At 35.8% G+C, this 18,929-nt stretch carries 18 protein-coding genes; 7 read left to right on the plus strand and 11 right to left on the minus strand.

The genetic code is table 11. From position 1 onward, the window contains the following. Window positions 1–58: 58 nt before the first annotated feature. Entirely contained in the window at window positions 59–1,189 is a 1,131-nt protein-coding gene (locus IQ215_RS06330) for a metallophosphoesterase family protein (protein WP_193800467.1), read from the minus strand. A gap of 224 nt (window positions 1,190–1,413) precedes the next feature. Here IQ215_RS06330 and IQ215_RS06335 point away from each other — a divergent pair, with 224 nt between their 5' ends. Beyond that, window positions 1,414–2,265 (plus strand): sulfurtransferase, encoded by an 852-nt coding sequence (locus IQ215_RS06335; RefSeq protein ID WP_193800468.1) that lies wholly within the window; start codon window positions 1,414–1,416, stop codon window positions 2,263–2,265. An 854-nt stretch (window positions 2,266–3,119) separates the two neighbouring features. Continuing rightward, the gene (locus tag IQ215_RS06340; RefSeq protein ID WP_193800499.1) at window positions 3,120–3,644 is read left to right on the plus strand and encodes an NYN domain-containing protein; all 525 of its coding nucleotides are present in this window, start codon (window positions 3,120–3,122) and stop codon (window positions 3,642–3,644) included. A 130-nt stretch (window positions 3,645–3,774) separates the two neighbouring features. On the opposite strand, the gene IQ215_RS06345 is transcribed toward IQ215_RS06340, so the two are convergent. Then, window positions 3,775–4,149, minus strand: coding sequence for a hypothetical protein (locus IQ215_RS06345; RefSeq protein ID WP_193800469.1), 375 nt, complete (start codon window positions 4,147–4,149; stop codon window positions 3,775–3,777). Window positions 4,150–4,210: 61 nt separating this feature from the next. On the opposite strand from IQ215_RS06345, the gene IQ215_RS06350 reads away from it, so the two are divergent. Both IQ215_RS06350 and leuS read left to right on the plus strand, forming a co-directional pair. Then, window positions 4,211–4,429 carry a hypothetical protein gene (locus IQ215_RS06350; RefSeq protein ID WP_241735267.1) on the plus strand — a complete coding sequence of 73 codons (219 nt, stop codon included), beginning with the start codon at window positions 4,211–4,213 and terminating at the stop codon, window positions 4,427–4,429. Between the two features lie 193 nt (window positions 4,430–4,622). Beyond that, on the plus strand, window positions 4,623–7,226 hold the full coding sequence (gene leuS, locus IQ215_RS06355; RefSeq protein ID WP_193800470.1) for a leucine--tRNA ligase: 2,604 nt from the start codon (window positions 4,623–4,625) through the stop codon (window positions 7,224–7,226). Window positions 7,227–7,474: 248 nt separating this feature from the next. Here the strand turns inward: leuS and IQ215_RS06360 are convergent, their stop codons facing one another. Further along, entirely contained in the window at window positions 7,475–8,008 is a 534-nt protein-coding gene (locus IQ215_RS06360) for a hypothetical protein (RefSeq protein ID WP_193800471.1), read from the minus strand. A gap of 616 nt (window positions 8,009–8,624) precedes the next feature. Here IQ215_RS06360 and IQ215_RS06365 point away from each other — a divergent pair. Beyond that, window positions 8,625–9,146, plus strand: a complete 522-nt coding sequence (locus IQ215_RS06365; protein ID WP_193800472.1) for a hypothetical protein — start codon at window positions 8,625–8,627, stop codon at window positions 9,144–9,146. 524 nt (window positions 9,147–9,670) lie between these two features. Here IQ215_RS06365 and IQ215_RS06370 read toward each other — a convergent pair. From IQ215_RS06370 to psb29, 6 genes are all read right to left on the minus strand, one after another. Then, on the minus strand, window positions 9,671–10,357 hold the full coding sequence (locus tag IQ215_RS06370) for an SDR family NAD(P)-dependent oxidoreductase (protein WP_193800473.1): 687 nt from the start codon (window positions 10,355–10,357) through the stop codon (window positions 9,671–9,673). A gap of 16 nt (window positions 10,358–10,373) precedes the next feature. After that, on the minus strand, window positions 10,374–11,042 hold the full coding sequence (locus IQ215_RS06375; protein WP_193800474.1) for a DUF4335 domain-containing protein: 669 nt from the start codon (window positions 11,040–11,042) through the stop codon (window positions 10,374–10,376). A 43-nt stretch (window positions 11,043–11,085) separates the two neighbouring features. Beyond that, window positions 11,086–12,123: a pentapeptide repeat-containing protein gene (locus IQ215_RS06380; RefSeq protein WP_193800475.1), complete on the minus strand. Its 1,038-nt coding sequence runs from the start codon at window positions 12,121–12,123 to the stop codon at window positions 11,086–11,088. Between the two features lie 90 nt (window positions 12,124–12,213). Beyond that, on the minus strand, window positions 12,214–12,822 hold the full coding sequence (locus tag IQ215_RS06385; protein WP_193800476.1) for a DUF938 domain-containing protein: 609 nt from the start codon (window positions 12,820–12,822) through the stop codon (window positions 12,214–12,216). Between the two features lie 45 nt (window positions 12,823–12,867). Continuing rightward, on the minus strand, window positions 12,868–14,154 hold the full coding sequence (gene serS / locus IQ215_RS06390) for a serine--tRNA ligase (protein WP_193800477.1): 1,287 nt from the start codon (window positions 14,152–14,154) through the stop codon (window positions 12,868–12,870). A gap of 298 nt (window positions 14,155–14,452) precedes the next feature. After that, window positions 14,453–15,148 carry a photosystem II biogenesis protein Psp29 gene (gene psb29 / locus IQ215_RS06395; RefSeq protein WP_193800478.1) on the minus strand — a complete coding sequence of 232 codons (696 nt, stop codon included), beginning with the start codon at window positions 15,146–15,148 and terminating at the stop codon, window positions 14,453–14,455. Between the two features lie 155 nt (window positions 15,149–15,303). Between psb29 and IQ215_RS06400 the strand changes: the two genes are divergently transcribed. Together IQ215_RS06400 and IQ215_RS06405 are read left to right on the plus strand one after the other, a co-directional pair. Continuing rightward, window positions 15,304–15,738 carry an SRPBCC family protein gene (locus tag IQ215_RS06400; RefSeq protein WP_193800479.1) on the plus strand — a complete coding sequence of 145 codons (435 nt, stop codon included), beginning with the start codon at window positions 15,304–15,306 and terminating at the stop codon, window positions 15,736–15,738. Window positions 15,739–16,144: 406 nt separating this feature from the next. Further along, window positions 16,145–16,846 (plus strand): hypothetical protein, encoded by a 702-nt coding sequence (locus tag IQ215_RS06405; RefSeq protein WP_193800480.1) that lies wholly within the window; start codon window positions 16,145–16,147, stop codon window positions 16,844–16,846. Here IQ215_RS06405 and IQ215_RS06410 read toward each other — a convergent pair. Next, on the minus strand, window positions 16,843–17,976 hold the full coding sequence (locus IQ215_RS06410) for a beta-ketoacyl-ACP synthase (RefSeq protein WP_193800481.1): 1,134 nt from the start codon (window positions 17,974–17,976) through the stop codon (window positions 16,843–16,845). The genes IQ215_RS06405 and IQ215_RS06410 overlap by 4 nt on opposite strands. Before the next feature lie 127 nt (window positions 17,977–18,103). Further along, on the minus strand, window positions 18,104–18,898 hold the full coding sequence (locus IQ215_RS06415) for a peptidylprolyl isomerase (RefSeq protein ID WP_193800482.1): 795 nt from the start codon (window positions 18,896–18,898) through the stop codon (window positions 18,104–18,106). Window positions 18,899–18,929: the final 31 nt, after the last annotated feature.

Consider the following 18,929-nt stretch of genomic DNA (forward strand, 5'->3'; position numbering starts at 1 on the left):
TAGTTATAGTGATAAAGCCCTTCTCTTGATTGAGAGGGGTTTTTTTGGCGGTTAAGGGTTAATTTTCACAGGTATATGGATTTAAAGGGTATTTGGCTAAACAAGCGTCTTTTTCTGAGCTAGATAAATCTTGAATGTCAATATCTTTTCGTAAAATCATGCCATTGTGAGCCATTAACAAGCGCGGTAATTGTTCATTGTCAATGACTTTAAGGGTTTTCAAATCATAAGTTGTATAAGTGGTTAAGTCTGGATTGTCAAAATTTATATCTATGACAGTAATATTTTTCATGGCTTGATTATTTCCCTCAATTAACCGACGAGGCCCGCCCCCTAATGCTCCTGCGTGTAACATTTGTAAATTTCTTTTGTGCCCAGGATAATAAGCATGGTGATGGCCACTAATATAAGTATGAACTCCATTTAACTCTAAAAAGTTTTGCAAAAATTCTGCTTCATCTAATACTTCCCCATCTTTGTCTCTGCCGATGGCAACGCCGTAAAGGGGTAAATGCCCGATCGCCATGCGCATCTTAGCCTGTTGTGCAAGGGGAGAATTTAACGCTTCATTAGCCCAAGCTAATTGGGCAGAGGGTATCTGACGAAAAGAGGCATCCCACACCATAAAAAAAATATCCTTTTCCATAAAAGTATAATAAAAAGGAAAATTACTACGATCTACAAAATTAACTTGGGGACTATGATGGGGATTTTGCCAATATTCTCTGGCTAAATTTCGATCTCTTTGATGAAAAAATCGATTTTCTCGGGTGCTAAAACTTCCTGAGCCATCATGGTTACCCATGGTAAAACCAAAGGGTATATTTAAATCTCTGAGGGGCTGGGCAATTTGAGCATCAAAAGCGCTCCACATTGCCTTTACTTGGGTATCCGTTAAAGAGGTTTTTTGCCCTGCAATCATATCCCCTCCACATAATACTAAGTCGGGATTCCAAAAGGGAATTTTTTTTAAGGCTTGATGTACTTCTTGATCATATTCTGTAGAGCCATAAGCGCCATTTAAATCGCTAATAACCAATAATCTTACATCTCCCCGAGGGGGCTGATATGTTGATTGGGCGCTGATGATGGCATTTTGGATTTGGGTTAAGCTATCCATGGCATAGCTGGTAAAAGAAAGCAGACAGAAGGAAATAAGACTGATGATGAGTAATATTTTTTTGTTCATGGGATGAGTATTATTATTTTTATTTATCCATGATAGTTTTTCTGTTTTATTAAGGATAGATTTTGATTTGTCTTTTCCTGTGTGCCTTTATTTTTCCGTTAATCCATTGTTCATTGTTAAGAGATCCATTACTATAGTCATAGGGCTAAATAAAGTAAAAAGCCTACTATATATTTATCTATTTATATTTAAACTAATTATTGAATTGTTATTAACTTACCAAAATGGGTCAACATCAGAGCATAGTCTCGGCAGAATGGCTCAATGATAACCTTAACAATCCTGACATCAAAATTATTGATTGTCGCTTCCGTCTTCGGGACGCTCGTTGGGGTTATCAACAGTATAATCATAGCCATATTAAAAATGCCTATTATTTAGATTTAAATGATCATCTTTCACAAGTAGTTAACGCCCACGGAGGTAGGCATCCCTTACCTGATAATCAGTTATTGACCACCAAATTGGAAACAATTGGCATTACTAAAAATCAAACAACAGTGGTTGTATATGATGATTCTCGTTTTGCCTTCTGTGCCCGTTTATGGTGGTTATTACGTTATTTGGGACATCATCAAGTTTTTATTCTCGATGGTGGTTGGCAAAATTGGCAAAGGCATAATTTTCCTACAGATGATGTTATTCCTCGTAATCATCAAGGTTCGTTTATTGCTGAACCTAATTTTGATTCTGTTATTGATATTGAAGGGGTTCGACAAGCTCAATTGTCTCCTAATATAGCGATTATTGATGCTCGTTCGGGCGATCGCCACTTAGGAAAAACAGAACCTATCGATCCGATAGCGGGAAGTATTCCCCATAGTCATAATGTTTTTTGGCAAGAAAACACCACCCCTGAGGGATTTTTAAAATCTCCATCGCAACTTAAAAGCATTTGGCAACCCTATCTCAAATATCCCGAAATTATTGCTTATTGCGGTTCGGGGGTTACAGCCTGTGTGAATATATTTGCTTTACAAACTATCGGTTATGATAACTGCAAATTATATGTAGGGGGGTGGAGCGATTGGTGTTCTTACCTTGTAAAATCAGAAGGTTTTATATCTCAGCATTAGGATTAGTTTAATTATTAAAATTATTCTCTAATTTTGTCATCTCTAATAAAAAAATAATTAGTATTACTATTTTTCTGAGATTTAATTATTAATCTTGATTTCAAGATATTTTAAGTCCATAACATATTACTAATCTAATTAATTATTTTTATTTTTAAGCAGTTTTATTAGCTGTTTATTTCAACTATTTAACCTATTAAATTAAAACAAAAATTATCTGACTATAAATTAAAAGTAACTACATTATTACTAAACAATAGTAACTGAATAAGTTGAGAATAAATTGATATTGAATGCTAAAAAGCAAAATTCACTAGCTGGATTTGCTATATATTCTAGTACCTTTTAAGTACAAAAATACATATAAATTTCTGTGTATCTTAAGAATATTATGTTATTAATAGTAAAGTTAAAAAATATATACTTTATCTATTAACCCCTTATTTTACTTTAACTGAAAATACTACAGGCTAAAAAATCAAGTCAATATTTACTTAAATAAAAGTAATACTAATCTAAGCAATAAATATAAACAATAGCCCTTAGTAAATTCAAAATATATTTTATTTATTAAAACAATTATTATGACCAATTTTAATTTTAATAATGGGAAGTATAGCATTGGTAATGACTATACAAATCTCAACGGAATTAACCATAACAAAGAATCAGAAAACGATTCCGATAATGAACCTGACTTGAAGTTAGAAACCAATGAAAATCCTATTCTTAATCCTCGTCCTCAGCTAATTCCCCGTCCCGAATATAACCCTGAACCCCAAGTAAATTCCACCACCATTATTGCCCCTAATTCCGAAATTAATAATACGAATCATTATAATTATGTAAACAACATTAACAATAATCGTTTGCGGGATAGAATTTCTATATTTGTTGATGGTAATAATATGTTTTATGCCCAGCAAAAAAATGGTTGGTTTTTTGATCCTCGTAAAGTGATTGATTATTTTTCTGAAGAATCAGGATTTATGTTAATCAACGCTTTTTGGTACACTGGTTTAAAAGATTCTCAAGATCAAAGGGGATTTCGAGATGCTTTAATTAGTTTGGGTTATACTGTACGAACCAAAATTCTTAAAGAATATTATGATGATAGTTCGGGTCGATTTTCTCAAAAAGCAAACCTTGACATAGAAATTGTAGTGGATATGTTTAACACTGTAGATCAATATGATCGAGTGGTATTATTTAGTGGTGATGGTGACTTTGAAAGGGCGATCGAGCTTTTACGCTCCAAAAATACTCATATTACGGTGGTTTCTACGGAAGGTATGATCGCTAGAGAATTACGCAATGCTACAGATCGTTATTTAGATTTAAATGAAATCCGTCCTTGTATTGAAAAACGTGATTTTTGAGAGTTTGATTTTCCCATAATTACATAATTTCTGGTAGGGCGTACTCAGTGACGACCCTATTTTTGTTGTTGATGGCAAAATTTATCCACCACCTGAAAAGTAGGGATTTGTTTTGCCATGGTTACTGTTTTTAAAAATAAGAGTCTAAATCAATAGCTTGAGAGCCACCTTCTAAAAGTTGTACAATCAATTTTTTCAGCTGTACCCAGATTAGTACACCAATAAAAACTGTTAAAGGTAAGGAAACAGAGTAAGATAAAATGCGATTGTAGGTAAAGATTTCTAATCCTGCAGCTAAAAACATACAAATTCCTAAACAAATACCCAAGAAAGGTACTTTTAAGACAGAGATTTCTGATAAGTCTGTTTTTATTCCTTTTTTGCCTTGATTACTCCAATAATTAACTTTGATTTTTAAGGAAGATTCAAAGGCTAAACCGCAGGTAACTCCAATAAAAAAACCCATAGCTAATAAGACTAAAGGGGGTTGGGGTAATGTGTACATGATTTTATAAAGATTTTGTTATTCTGGTTGTAATTGTTTGTTACAAAATATTAACATCTTTATGGTTCAGCAAGAAAAAGCAATGTATCAAAAAATTCACTGTGTTAATCATGTAGGTAAAAATTTGTTAATTGTGGGGTATCATCCTGATAAAGCATGGGAATTTAAAGTAGTAACTCAAGAGGGAAAAACGGTACGGGAAGTAAGTGAGTTTGATGATGCAAAAGTGGCAGAATATCACGGTAAAAAATGGATTGAAGATAACCTTTTGAGGGATTGATGAAAAATTATATTTAAGATGAAACTCTCTTAAGATAAATAGAAAATCAGCGCACCTTAAATAATAACCAAAACTTCATTGATTACACGGTGGTTTATCGTAAACTTTACTAATCTGACTTGAGATTACAGGGTGGGGTAAGATAGAAGATTGATTAAATTAAGTGATTATAGTTAATTTCCATTAAATTATTATGCAATCTCCTTATCAAGCCAGTGACATAGAAAATAAATGGCAGCAGCAATGGACAGAAAAGGAATTATATAAAACCGAAGAGAATAGCGATAAACCTAAATTTTATGCCCTTTCCATGTTCCCCTATCCTTCTGGAAAGTTACACATGGGCCATGTGCGTAACTATGTAATTACTGATGTGATTGCACGTTTTCAAAGGATGAATGGGCATCGGGTATTACATCCCATGGGGTGGGATGCCTTTGGTTTACCTGCGGAAAATGCGGCTATTGATCGGGGGATTCCTCCTGCTACTTGGACGTATCAAAATATCGACCAGATGCGATCGCAACTTAAACAATTAGGATTATCCATCGATTGGGATAGGGAAGTGGCGACCTGTTCCCCAGAATATTATAAATGGACACAGTGGTTATTTTTACAGTTTTATCAGGCTGGATTGGCATATCAGAAAGAAGCTGCGGTAAATTGGGATCCCATCGATCAAACCGTATTGGCAAACGAACAAGTGGACGGAGACGGTTATTCTTGGCGTAGTGGGGCGAAGGTAGAAAGAAAACTATTAAGACAATGGTTTTTCAAAATTACTGATTATGCTGAACAACTTTTGCAGGATTTATCCCAACTAGACGGCTGGCCAGAAAGGGTGAAAACCATGCAGGAAAACTGGATCGGCAAATCCGTAGGTGCTTACCTCGAATTTCCTGTCATTGATAAGGACGAAAAAATTGCCGTTTTCACCACCCGCCCCGACACCGTTTATGGAGTAACCTATGTGGTATTGGCGCCCGAACATCCCTTAACCCCCCTCGTTACCACCCCCGACAGAAAAGAAGCAGTGGAAGCCTTTATCAAAGAGGTTAGCGCGGAAAGTGAAATCGATCGCACCGCCGATGATAAACCCAAAAAAGGTGTTTTGACGGGAGGAAAAGCCATCAATCCCTTTACAGGGGAAGAAATTCCCATCCTCATCGCTAACTATGTACTATACGAATATGGTACAGGGGCAGTAATGGGAGTACCAGCGCACGATGTCAGAGACTTCAAATTTGCCAAAGAGAATAACCTACCTATCAAAGTGGTAATTATTCCTGATGATTCTGATAACGAAGTTCCCGAACTACAAGAAGCCTACACCGAAGCAGGTACCATGGTAAATTCTGGTAGTTTTACAGGGATGGATTCCACCAAAGGCAAAAATGCCGTTATCCAATTTGCCGAAAATCAAGGTTATGGTAAAAAACGCATCCAATATCGCCTCCGTGATTGGTTAATTTCCCGTCAAAGATATTGGGGTTGTCCTATTCCCGTGGTTCATTGCCCCAATTGTGGTACAGTACCAGTACCCGATCAAGATTTACCTGTAAAATTACCTGATCAAGTAGAATTTTCTGGTCGTGGCCCTTCTCCCCTAGCTAAGATGGAAGACTGGGTTAATGTACCTTGTCCTAATTGTGGCACTCCTGCGAAACGGGAAACAGACACCATGGACACCTTTATTGATTCTTCATGGTATTTTCTTCGTTACACCGACGCAAATAACGAAAATGAGCCTTTCAGCCTTGATAGGGTAAACAACTGGATGGGGGTGGATCAGTATGTAGGGGGCATTGAACATGCCATATTACATTTACTTTATTCCCGTTTCTTTACCAAGGTAGTGAGAGATAGGGGTTTAGTCAATGTGGATGAGCCTTTTAAACGTCTTTTAACCCAAGGGATGGTACAAGGTATTACCTATAAAAATCCTGTGACGGGTAAATATATTCTTCCTGAAAATATTGAAGAAAGGGAAGAAACCAACCCAGATGGTAAAACTGAAACTGTTTACTATGACAAGGCTACGGGCGATCGCCTTTCGGTGTTTTACGAAAAAATGTCCAAATCAAAATATAATGGGGTAGATCCTCAAGTGGTATTATCCAAATATGGAGCAGATACCGCCAGAATGTTTATTCTTTTCAAAGCACCTCCCGAAAAAGATTTGGAATGGGATGATGCGGATGTAGAAGGGCAATATCGTTTTCTTAACCGAGTTTGGACATTGGTTAATGAATTTATCGATAATCCCCAATCAGCGGAAAATAAAACCATCGATAAAACTAAATTAAGTAAAACCGAAAAAGACTTACGCCGGGCAATCCATATCGCCATCAAAGAAATATCGGAAGACTTAAACGGAGACTATCAGCTTAATACCGCCGTTTCTGAATTGATGAAACTTAATAATGCCCTCCGAGATAGTAAAGATAAAAACTCCCCTGTTTATCGAGAAGGTATCGAAACCCTAATTCTCCTTCTTGCACCCTTTGCCCCCCATATCGGCGAGGAATTATGGCAATTGTTAGGTAACAGTGAATCGGTACATCTACAACCTTGGTTAACGGTAGATGAGGAAGCCTTAACGGTAGATGAAATTACCCTAGTTATTCAAATTATGGGTAAAACCAGAGGTACTATTTCTGTACCTGCGGGCGCGACTAAAGAGGAGTTACAACAATTTGCCCAAGACTCGGAAGTTGCCCAAAAATATATCACGGGTAAAGAGATTAAAAAGGTAATTGTAGTACCTAATAAATTAGTTAACTTCGTTATCGTTTAATATCAAGTCCGCTTGATCACTTCACTTACAAATTAGTAATATCAATATCTTAGTTCAATTTATTGAACGAATCACCGTTAGCCGTGTAATGAATTACACGGTGGGGGTACAAAGATACAATCCATTGATAACAAATTATCCTAACTTGATATAACTTGTCGGGTGGGCATTGCCCACCATCTCATTTTTAATAAATCAAAACCTCTCCATTTAGAAAGGGTAAAGCATAGAAAATTCAACATTGTTATTTACTCAAAATAGATGTTTCTCCACTCCACAGAAGGATTAGTGTTACGACAACGTATGCCCCCCCAAGCCGATGTAAATGCTCGATGGGTACATTGTCTTTCTATACGTCGATAATCTCTACTACGTTGATAATTCTGATTATAGCGGATATGATCTTCATAGGAATTTCTAGGATAATTATATCCGTTGTTGTAATAACCATTATTATTCCAATAGGTGTTATTTCTTCTTAAATTACCGTTGTAAAGATTAATATTCCCATTACTAGGAACGATTATTACTCTTTGATTACGTCTATTGTTGTAGTTGTAGTAGCCACCCCTATCATAATATCGAGAGTTAGGGCGCCGTTGATAATGCCCTGCTAATATTAATTGGTTTTCAAGGTGGTTTATATTTGCGGTAGTTAGAGAAATTTTTTCTTGATTGTCAGAAGGGGTAGTTAAGTTTTGCCCATGAATAGGATTGACACTATTAAAGCCTAATAATGTACTGACTCCCATTAATATGACTAATGGTTTTATTATTTTCATGGTTTTTATTTATTTTTGATTTTATGTGTCTTTTCTATTTCCATCATAGCAATTTTTAATTTATTACTTTTTTAATTCTTTTTTTGATTACTTTTTTAGTTAAAAAATATTCTAGTTATTTTTGCACAAAATTTGATTTATAAAATAAATTATCATTCACTTTATAATTAATTCTATGCCTAAAAGTTTATTTTTAAATAAGTTAAATTAAGATATATTTTGATTCATGATTTTAGTATTATAAGGGCGATCGCCCTTATGGTGTACTCAAACTATATCCAATAAAAATTAGTTGTTTTCTAACTATCTTAATTAGATAATTTAAAATATAATAAATATAAATGAGTTTAAACTTATTTTTATGCTTTTTAAATAAAAGTTTATTATCTATAATCCATTATAAAAATCTAATTAATAATAACTTTTAATATCTATACTCATCAGATTTTCTCTTAAAATCTATAGTAGTAAAAAGTCTAATCTTCTTCTAATAGTTTGTAATCATAAAAATTTAATAAAAAATATTTTTATAATGATCTTCGTATATTAATTAATGGTAATAAAATATAAATATAATGTTAGTATGAAATAAGCAATCATTATATTTTATAATTCCATGAGTAAGAAAAAAACCTTAAAAGAGTATCAACAAGAAGAAGAAAAACTGAGAGAAATCTTAGTATTATTAGAACAACTATTTAAAAGAGAAGAAGCAAGTGCCAAGGCAATTATTGGTTGTCTCTATGATATAGCAACCCTGAACTTGATCAATAAGTATTGTCCTTTATGGGGTATTAATCCCACCTTAAAATATATTAGTCGTTTTCCACGCCCCATCGCCCAGCACTTAGGATGTAAGTTATATTTACAACCAAAATGCCCTCAATTAATTACAGATTGGCTTTATAGTTTAGTAGAATTTCCCGAGTCAGAAAGTAAACCAGTGGAAGTAGTCGAAAATTTAGCACTACCTGCCCAGACTCAAATTAAGTCTTTACAAGGGAGGGTAAGGGTTTTAACGGGGGCTTTAGTAGCTTCTTTTGCCATTTTTATCGGCGGTTTTAGCTGGATTGCTCATAACTTACAAGTTACCCCCGCAGAATTGTTAAGCACCACAGAAACTAGGTTAAACAATTAAGGTGCGCTGTGGTAATGACGTAACATGATACGTCCATATAGGTTAGAGTGAGGTTTTGTATCAAGTTCGGAGAATTAATTATATGAAATACTTAAATGTTTACGACAAATAAAACCTCTCAAATAAAATCTCAGCCTAATTAACCTCAATTTAGGTTAAAACCCTTGACCATTCCTTGTATAGATTTATGGGTACTGAATCCATTTATTTCCAAACATAAAAGTTCAATTCATTGAACGAAAAATCCGTAGCCTTGTAATGAATTACAAGGCGGGAAATACTCAAAGGGCTATTTTTTTCCATAAACAATTATCCCGAATTGAAGTTAATTATATCTATAGCAATCTTTTTTCTATTTCATATTATAAATGAATAGCCTCACCGTGTAATGAATTACACGGCTAATGGCAGTTCGTTCAATAAATTGAACTAAGATATTGATATTCCTGATCTATAAGTGATCTAGGGAACTTGATATTAGGTGGTAAATAATAGTTTATTAATTATTAATTGTCCATTATTAACTACTTTTCCAGATTAAAGTTAATCAAAATTTCGCCAATATAGGCAGTATTAGGCAAACCTAAAACCATACTAATCACTTTAGCAACATCCTCGGGTTGGGTCATCATTTGAGGATTAAGATTTACCCCTTTTGCCATGTCCGTATTGACAAAACTAGGACAAATAGCTGTAACTCTAATACCATCATCCCAGCCCACATTACGCATACTTTGACTAAGGGCAAGAAAGGCAAACTTACTGGCGGAATATCCTGCTAAAGTGCCTTTTACCCTTTTCCCTGACATAGAAACAAGATTAATAATTCTTCCTTCCCCTGATTGTTTGAGATAAGGAAAAGCCTCCCTTGTTAATCGCCAAGGTGCTTTAACGTTTATTTCCCAAAGATTATCTAATTCTTCTTCGTTATCATCTTCAAACTGTAGTCTTTTCAGGATTCCCGCACAGTTAATAACCCCATCAATCTGTCCAAATTTATCAATGGTAGCTTTTACCCAATCGATGGGAGATTGTTTGTTAGTGGCTTCGTAGGCAAAAATCAAAACTTTTGGGTTATTGATAAAGACGCTTCCATCTAAATCCTGAGGATTTCTCACCCCTAAACTAAGATGATAATCTTCCTTAATCAGTTGTTCGGCAACCTTTAAACCGATGCCTCTACTTGCTCCACTAATTAAAATAACTTTCATAATCCTATTCTTAATTTTATTCTATGCCAGGGGGATCAAGGGGTAATTCTGGATCTATTTCGATGTTTTCTTCCCTTGGGGCAATGGGTTCGAGGTTTGGATCTGGAATTTCGTTAGGTATAGGAATAAGGAAAAGGGCGATCGCACTTAAAGCAAACCCAGCCACCCCAAGCACAGCGGGGGTAGATTGTTCAACCAAAGAAACCTCCATTTGACGATAACGACGAGATACAGGGGAAAGATTATCACTCAAATGGGGTAAAGTAGCACTATCTACCAATAGCTGATCAAGAGTTTCCAATAAATCAAATAACTGAACCGTGCTTAACTCTATTTCCAACTGATTGCCACTATCTTCCTTTTTCTCTTGCCATACCAAAAGATGACGATTTTTTTGGGGCAACTTACGTAAATAAACATAATCACTGTCATCATCCGCCGCCCAAGAATGAGTTAAACCACTCAATAACTCCTGCCCATAAGCACTAACTGCCCGAAGTAAATTAGCCACAAAAGTAACCCCCCCACTCAACACCGTAGGATTACCCAAAATCTGACACCTAGCCTCAGTTAAAATTGTCATTACAGGAATACCATTAGATACAGCATTGTTATCATCACTAAAACCTTGTAAAAACAATGTGCAATTAGGGGAAGTGTATTGACGTTGAATGGGAATACTCATGGATAACTATCAAAAAGATCAGCTTATAATTATAGCACCGCAACTAACCCTCAATATTATCCCCAAAAATTGTTCCCTCTACCAAAGCCTGAGCCAAAGTAGTTTTCGTTAAATTCGTTTTCAGTAAGTTGGCTCCCGTCAAATCAGCACCAATTAAATTCGCCAATGCCAAACTAGCCGATTGCAGATTAGAAAATCTTAAATTTGCTCCCTCCAAATAAGCACCACTCAAATCAGCACCATTTAACTTGGCATAACTAATATTTGCCTCACTCAAATCCACATCCGTTAAATCAGCACCTCGTAAATTAACATACTTGAAATCAGCGCTACTGAGCTTTAAACCACTTAAATTTGCCCCCGTCAAATCTCCTCCAGCAAAATCTACTAAAGGATTTAAACCAGCTATTTGTGCTAAATCAGAAAAATCATCCTTAGGAGTTTGATAAATAATTTGTAAAATTTCCTTTAATTCTTTCAATAAATCATCTTCTTTTTCTTGGCTGTGAGTTGAATTAGTAGTAATTTCATCGGAACTAAAAATAGTTTCCGCCACAAACGGTTTTAAGTTAGTTTGCCAGATAAATTTGGCTAATTTTCTTTCTAAAACAGCGTGTTTATTAGGAGTAATATCGTGGCGCCACAAACCTTCTATTTGACTTAAATAAACATGGGCTAGTTTACTTTTGAGGGTGGCAGTTAATTGGTAAGGGGTGGTTTGAATTTCCACAGTACCAAGGATAACATTATCCAAATGTCCCTCTAAAAACTTACTATCGGTAATGTGTCGTATTTCCCAATAGGGCAGACGAGATAGGGGATTATCTATTTTTTTGATGAGGGGAGATTTTGTCTCGTTAGCTTCGATAAGATTAATATTTTCAAGGTTTAGATATAGTCTTACTACCCTTAGGGCAAACTTTATATTACCATGAAGAATTTTTTTTTCTTGGGGGGTGAAATCAAGATTAAGGCTAAGTTGGAAATGATTGGCAGTGTTGGCTACAGGGATAAGTTGTAATTTCATGGATAAACAATCACAATACTGAGTGTGAAAATTTAAAATTTGATACTCTGCCATGGGCCTTAATCTATTTGCTACGGTTTTATTATTCTCTTTCACTTTTCAGAATATCACTTCTATGGGAGAAACTTTTGGCAGTCATAAAATTTAACATTGTTTCTCAAAAATCAAGGAAAAATTATTGCTCGGCATCTCAATAATTTGTTGAAGATGAAGTCCTTGTTTTTCTGCTGTTTGCACAACAGTTTCCATATTTCTGACTCCCCATGCCCTATTCTGGCTTTGTAGATATTGGTCAAATTCTTCATTGCTAAGGGCTGTATGTTGATTATTTCGTTTATATGGGCCATATAAATAGAGTTTATCGCCATGGTGAAGAAGATGTCCCGCCCCTGCCATCAAACCGATACAGGCATCCCAAGGGGCGATGTGGATCATATTAATACAGACGATCGCCCTTATCTGTGATTCTCTGAAAGTTTGATACCACTGAGGTTTAGTGACATCAACCATTAAAGGATAATCAATATTTTTTTGTCCTGATTCTTGTTTCCATGCAGTGATACTGGCGATCGCACCCTCATTTATATCCGAAGGAATCCAAATACAGCCAGGGAAATGGGGAGCAAAATAAACACAATGTTCCCCCGTACCACTAGAAATCTCCAAAATACCACCTTCAGAGGGCAAAATCTTCTTTAAAACCTTCAAAATTGGCTCTCTATTTCTCAGAGTCGCAGGCGCAAACTGTTTCATACTATCGGTAAATTATCACACAAAATTTTTAATATAGATCAAGCCCTATAAAACATCCCTTCTTAAATAAGGACGCAAAACCTCAGGTACAACCACCGAACCATCAGCCCGTTGATAATTCTCCAACACCGCCGCCATAGTCCGCCCCACAGCCAAACCAGAACCGTTAAGAGTGTGGACATAACCAGTACCCTTAACCCCCCTCTCCTTAAAACGAATATCCGCCCGTCTAGCCTGAAAATCCCCACAATTAGAGCAACTAGAAATTTCCCGATAAGTATTAGCCGAAGGCAACCAAACCTCCAAATCGTAACACTTATTAGCACTAAAACCAAGATCCCCGGTACAAAGTTCCACCACCCGATAAGGTAATTCCAAAGCCTGTAAAATACCCTCCGCATCCCTTACCATCTTTTGATGCTCCTCCTCGCTATTCTCAGGGCGTACCACCTTAATCAACTCCACCTTATTAAACTGATGCAAACGAATCAAACCCTTAACATCCCTACCATAACTACCCGCCTCCCTACGGAAACAAGGAGTATAAGCACAATGGTAAATAGGCAAACTATCAGCGTCTAGGATTTCCTGACGATAAAAATTAGTAACAGGCACTTCCGCCGTAGGAGTTAACCATAAATTTTCCCCCTCACACTTAAAACTTTCCTCCGCAAACTTAGGTAACTGCCCCGTGCCTTGCAACGAATCAGTATTCACCAACACAGGGGGCATCACTTCCAAATATCCCGCCTCAATTTGACGATCTAACATAAAATTAATCAAAGCTCTTTCTAAAGCAGCCCCCACACCCACAAGAGACACAAAACGACTTTGAGCAACCTTTACCGCCCTTTCTGAATTAATAATCCCCAAATTTTCCCCAATCACATCATGGGATAACACATTATCCATTGATACCCGATTTTTAAATTCATCTCCCCATCTCTTTATCTCAACATTGTCTTCCTCACTCCCACCAATGGGGGTACTATCACTAGGAAGATTAGGCAATTCTAACAATTTCCCTTCAATTTCGGCTTTTAACTCCCTTTCTTGGGGTTCTAAATCTGCTAATTTTGCCTTAACCTCATTACCTTCTTGCTTCAAACTGGCAATTTCTTCTCCACCAGGATTAGCACCATTACGAATCTTTTGACCGATTAATTTACCAATTTCATTACTCCTTGCTTGTAATTCCGTACGCACCGATTGAATATCTCTTTGTTTGTTATCTAACTCGAGAATAGAGGTTAGATTATAGTCTGATTTTCTGGTTTTGAGTTGTTGTAAAATTTTTTCAGGATTTTCCCTAATTTGTTTTAAATCTAACATTATTATTAACAGTCAAATAGTGATAAAAGATAATTAGTTTTGATTTTAAATATTGCCGATAACTTTATCTGTTTTGGTTATAGTTAACCCTTTGTTTTTACTCATGCCATGATCCAAAAGTAACCATTAACCGATGAATAGAACAAGGGGTTTAAACCCCTCATTTTCGTAAAGATTTGTTTTTGTTCACAAGTTATTTAATATTGCTAGGATGAAAAGAATTAAGTTAAAACTTAAAAGACATTTCTTAATTTCTGGTGAAAATCTCAACATTACAAAAGAATTTCTTGAATATATTTTAGTTGATTTCTTCTTTCTGTTCTGTTTTCTCCATATTGATTCTTTTCTTCTTACTCGCTTCGATGGTTTCTGCTATCACCGTTAACATTTGATTGATTTTATCTAGGTTACTGCGATATAAGTCAACATCCTTTTTAAGTTTCTCTACGGGTAGTTGTAGTTTTTCGGCGTAGGGGGCAATTAATTTAGCTAATTTTTCTTCATCTTTTGCTAAATCAGGGTTAAGTTGATTAATAATCGTATAAAAGCCAATGCCAAATAAGCGACTATATTTAAAATTTTCCCGCTCGACAACGGATTTTAAGGAATTGACTATATTTTCATCCAAACCATTTTCGGAAACAGGATTTAATAACCAGTTAATTAAATCTTCCGCAGATTTTCCCTCAATAAAGTTTAAAAAAGTTGCCGATTGATAGCGATAATCATCGGGATTGGCTTCTACGGCTTTACATAAGGCATTGAAAATAGAGTTTTTATCTTCTTCTGGTTGATAACCCGTCATGAATTGATCAAAACTTTGACATACTCCCACCGAGTAGATGGGATCTTGTTTAAAGTCTGCATGAACGGAAAGTAGGTGCATTTCCACCATCAATTCTTGAACGACTTGACGATAAATAGAGTTGATGGGGCGGGTATGATATTGATAAAATGCCCTTCTGGTGTCTGAAACTGTACGAATTTTATCCACGGATTTATAATAACTAAGTTAATATTTTGTTAACAATACTTAATTATCTCATCAAATTGGACGAGTGAAGCTCTTAATCATGAATTATGAATTACAGATTTTCTCTGTAGAATCTTGTTATCATAGGACAATTCTTGAAGTTTTATCATCATCAAATGAGTAATTGGTTAGAACATAGTGTACAAATAGAAGTTAACGCACCCATAGATTTAGTTTGGAAGTTATGGTCAGACCTTGAAAAGATGCCTTCTTGGATGAAATGGATTGAGTCTGTTACTATTCTTCCTGATAATGAAGATTTATCCCGTTGGAAGTTGGCTAGTGGTGGTTTTGAGTTTAGTTGGTTATCTCGTATTGTTAATCTTGAGAAACATCAGATTATTCAATGGGAGTCGGTGGATGGTTTACCGAATAGGGGCGCTGTACGTTTTTACGATCGCCATCAATCGAGTATTGTTCGTTTAACTGTAGCTTATTCTATTCCGGGAGTTCTTGGGCAATTGATGGATAATCTTTTTTTGGGTAGGGTGGTAGAATCTACCATCCAAGCCGATTTGGAAAGGTTTAAGGTTTATATTGAAAATCTTTAAAGTTTTTTCTTAATTAAAGGGCTTGATAAAAAAATACTTTGGTTAAGGTGAATATAAAGATCAATTGATAGTGGGCAAACATGAAACCATACCACCTTGATGTTATATCTAGTTTTGACTATATTGTTATCAAAAAAACATTATTTTTGTGTATTTTGTGACACTTACACAATATTTTAACCCTTGTTAATTTATGGTTTTGATCTGTTCAGGGCAACTTAATGGGAAAATGATTTAAGCTGATTTTAATCATAGGAAAAATTTCAGACTATTATTCTTTAATAAAGTTATGTTATCCTGTGGTACAAAATAATAGTAAATTTAATTATTATCAATTTTGTAATAATTGTTATCTTAGTTAGAGTTTAAGGATTTTTTTTATATAGTAAATCATTACCAAACCGCCATGACACAATATGATCAGTCCGTTAATGATAATTTGAAACCAAGACAAAATAACTCCATGGGTTTATCCATAGATGAGATGGCTCAGCCGATGAATGAATCTATTTTAAATTTAGATAATTTAATCTACCAAAAAATCAATATTCCTTTCACCCGTAAGGTGATTATTGATGAACGGGAATTGACTGAGCAACTAGACGAAATCAGAAGAAATATTCCTGATTGTATTCAACAATCAATGGACATTATTGAGGACAGAAATAATATCATTCAGGAGGCGCAACAGTATGCTTCCCAATTGGTTAATAATGCTAAACGGGAAGCGGCTCAAAGGTTGGATGAGTCTTTATTAGTACAACAGGAACAATTTCAAGCGAATCAACTCAGAAGAAAGGTTTTTCAAGAGTGTGAAGATAAGCGTCGTCAGACGGAAAAGGAAATTGAAAAGATGGTTGAGAGTGCAGAAATAAAGGCTAGAAAAATTTTAGAAAAGTCTATTATGGAAGCAGAAAAAATTCATACTCAGGCTGATGATTTTGTTGATCAACAGTTATACAGTTTGGAAAAAGAGTTAACTAAGTTGTTAAAAACAGTTATTACTTTGAGTAATTATAGACAAGGGGAAGCTCAGGCTCAAGAAAATAATCAAGGACATAATAATGGTAAAAATCAAGGTTCTTTGACTGACAAAAAGGCTTCTTAATTTTCATATTTACTTAGGGCAATGATGGCATTTTGCCCCCCAAAACCGAAACTAAAACAGAGAGAATTTTTAAAGGAATAGTTTTCGGTTTTTTCTACCCAATTTAAGGGATATTCAGATTTTTTTGGTTGATAGTTGAGTAGTAGTTTTTGTTGATGTAGGGATAGTAGGGTTACGGTAGTGGCGATCGCACCACTTGCCCCCAAAGTATGACCGATGGCGGCTTTGGTATGGTTAATTTTGGGATAGTGGGAAAATATTTTTTCGATTAAAAGAGCTTCTCGATGATCATTTAATTGAGTTGCGGTGCCGTGGGTTTGAATATGGTCAATATCCTTTATACTCAAATTACTACGGGCTAAACATTGTTTAATGGCATAAATGGCAGAATCGGCGGATTCCTCAGGCGCTGTCATGGCTTGTGCATCGCAACTACTTCCCCATCCTTTTATTTCACCGTAGATGGTTGCCCCCCTTCCTCGGGCTGATTCTTCAGTTTCTAATATTATCATTGCCCCTCCTTCCCCCAATACCATTCCTTGCCTTTCGAGGGCAAAAGGATAACAACCAGTATTGGCAAGGGCTTTCATTTTTTCAAAACCAACTATGGTTAAGGGAGTTATGGGCGCTTCCACTGCCCCTGCTATAACCCGTTGACAATGCCCCTGTTTAATGAGTTCGTAACCCTGTGCGATCGCCCCTATGCCCGTAGCACAAGCCCCCATGGGAGCAAAGACAGGGGCAAAAGAGCCAACATATTGAGCAGTGATGGTAGAAGGTTGACAAGGAAAAGTCTTTAACCAATCAGTAGGAGTACATTGATTTTGCAACCACTCACGGGCAAAAATTTCCCAACTACCCTGACAACCACGACTCGAACCCACCACCACCCCCATATCTGGTAACGGGAAAGATAAATGAGCCGATTTGAGGGTTTCTCTAATTACTTTAAGGGTAATATCTTCAATGTTGCTAGGATATTGATTAATTAATCCTAAAGGATACGCCGATAAAAAATCATAGGGTTGAGATAATTTTATCCCCGATAATCCTTTACTCATCTTATCCCAAGTTGTTTGAGTATCTCCCAAACAGGATATTAAACCAACACCACTAACAACAACCTTCATTTACACAACCTAAAGTTTGCAGCTAACCAAGAGAACAACAATAAATAAAGTAAATAACAAGTTATTTTATTTGTCCGACAAAACACTTCATTATCAATTATCAATTATTCATTCTCCATTACTATTCCTATCGTTTTAGGTTCTCAATACCGCTAATAACTTCCACAGACTCGATGCGATCGCCCTGTGCAATACCCTCAACGACATCCATACCATCAGTTACCTTACCAAAAACAGCATAATTACCATCAAGGAAAGGTAAATCAGCCAAAGTAAAATAAAACTGAGAAGAAGCAGAATCAGGCATCTGAGAACGTGCCATGGCAATTACTCCGTATTCGTGGCGTAATTGAGGAGTCATGGTAGTGGTTGTACTGTAAATAATTTCAGGGGCAGTGACATCCTCCGCAGATTCATCATATTCAGGTCTAATTTCTAAAGGAATATAACGTTGAGAATTAGTATTAGGATCAGTATAACCCCCAGTGCCTAAACGACTCACAGGAAAATTAGGATCTTTACCTTGAGGATCTCCCCCTTGTGCTACAAAAGGTTGCGGATCAGTTACAACCCGATGGAAAACTAAACCATCATAAACCCCCTTATCTACTAAATCGAGGAAATTTCCTGCGGTAATAGGTGCATTATTTCCATCTAACTCAATGGTGATAGATTGCCCTTTAACCTTCATTTCAACGATCGCTTTTCCTTCTAATGTTGGTAAACTCATTATATTATTATCTATATCGGTGGACTGGTTTTCTTCGGTAACATCAGCAATAGGACTTTCAATGTCTTCGCTATTATTTCCACCACTTACGGCAGAATCTGATGTGGCTTGACATCCTGTTAGGGTAATTAAACTCACTAAGCAGATGGTCAAAAAAATACGCCAGTGATTGTTATTATTCACTAAGTTCATCTGTATTTATACTTGACTTTGTTATTATTAG

The organism is Cyanobacterium stanieri LEGE 03274 (genome assembly GCF_015207825.1).
GTDB lineage: Bacteria > Cyanobacteriota > Cyanobacteriia > Cyanobacteriales > Cyanobacteriaceae > Cyanobacterium > Cyanobacterium stanieri_B.

What these genes read in the sequence shown, in the direction of transcription:
- IQ215_RS06330 (WP_193800467.1), bottom strand. Translation starts at nt 1,189, where the DNA reads ATGAACAAAAAAATATTACTCATCATCAGTCTTATTTCCTTCTGTCTG.
- IQ215_RS06335 (WP_193800468.1), top strand. Translation starts at nt 1,414, where the DNA reads ATGGGTCAACATCAGAGCATAGTCTCGGCAGAATGGCTCAATGATAAC.
- IQ215_RS06345 (WP_193800469.1), bottom strand. Translation starts at nt 4,149, where the DNA reads ATGTACACATTACCCCAACCCCCTTTAGTCTTATTAGCTATGGGTTTT.
- IQ215_RS06350 (WP_241735267.1), top strand. Translation starts at nt 4,211, where the DNA reads ATGGTTCAGCAAGAAAAAGCAATGTATCAAAAAATTCACTGTGTTAAT.
- leuS (WP_193800470.1), top strand. Translation starts at nt 4,623, where the DNA reads ATGCAATCTCCTTATCAAGCCAGTGACATAGAAAATAAATGGCAGCAG.
- IQ215_RS06360 (WP_193800471.1), bottom strand. Translation starts at nt 8,008, where the DNA reads ATGAAAATAATAAAACCATTAGTCATATTAATGGGAGTCAGTACATTA.
- IQ215_RS06365 (WP_193800472.1), top strand. Translation starts at nt 8,625, where the DNA reads ATGAGTAAGAAAAAAACCTTAAAAGAGTATCAACAAGAAGAAGAAAAA.
- IQ215_RS06370 (WP_193800473.1), bottom strand. Translation starts at nt 10,357, where the DNA reads ATGAAAGTTATTTTAATTAGTGGAGCAAGTAGAGGCATCGGTTTAAAG.
- IQ215_RS06375 (WP_193800474.1), bottom strand. Translation starts at nt 11,042, where the DNA reads ATGAGTATTCCCATTCAACGTCAATACACTTCCCCTAATTGCACATTG.
- IQ215_RS06380 (WP_193800475.1), bottom strand. Translation starts at nt 12,123, where the DNA reads ATGGCAGAGTATCAAATTTTAAATTTTCACACTCAGTATTGTGATTGT.
- IQ215_RS06385 (WP_193800476.1), bottom strand. Translation starts at nt 12,822, where the DNA reads ATGAAACAGTTTGCGCCTGCGACTCTGAGAAATAGAGAGCCAATTTTG.
- serS (WP_193800477.1), bottom strand. Translation starts at nt 14,154, where the DNA reads ATGTTAGATTTAAAACAAATTAGGGAAAATCCTGAAAAAATTTTACAA.
- IQ215_RS06400 (WP_193800479.1), top strand. Translation starts at nt 15,304, where the DNA reads ATGAGTAATTGGTTAGAACATAGTGTACAAATAGAAGTTAACGCACCC.
- IQ215_RS06405 (WP_193800480.1), top strand. Translation starts at nt 16,145, where the DNA reads ATGACACAATATGATCAGTCCGTTAATGATAATTTGAAACCAAGACAA.
- IQ215_RS06410 (WP_193800481.1), bottom strand. Translation starts at nt 17,976, where the DNA reads ATGAAGGTTGTTGTTAGTGGTGTTGGTTTAATATCCTGTTTGGGAGAT.
- IQ215_RS06415 (WP_193800482.1), bottom strand. Translation starts at nt 18,898, where the DNA reads ATGAACTTAGTGAATAATAACAATCACTGGCGTATTTTTTTGACCATC.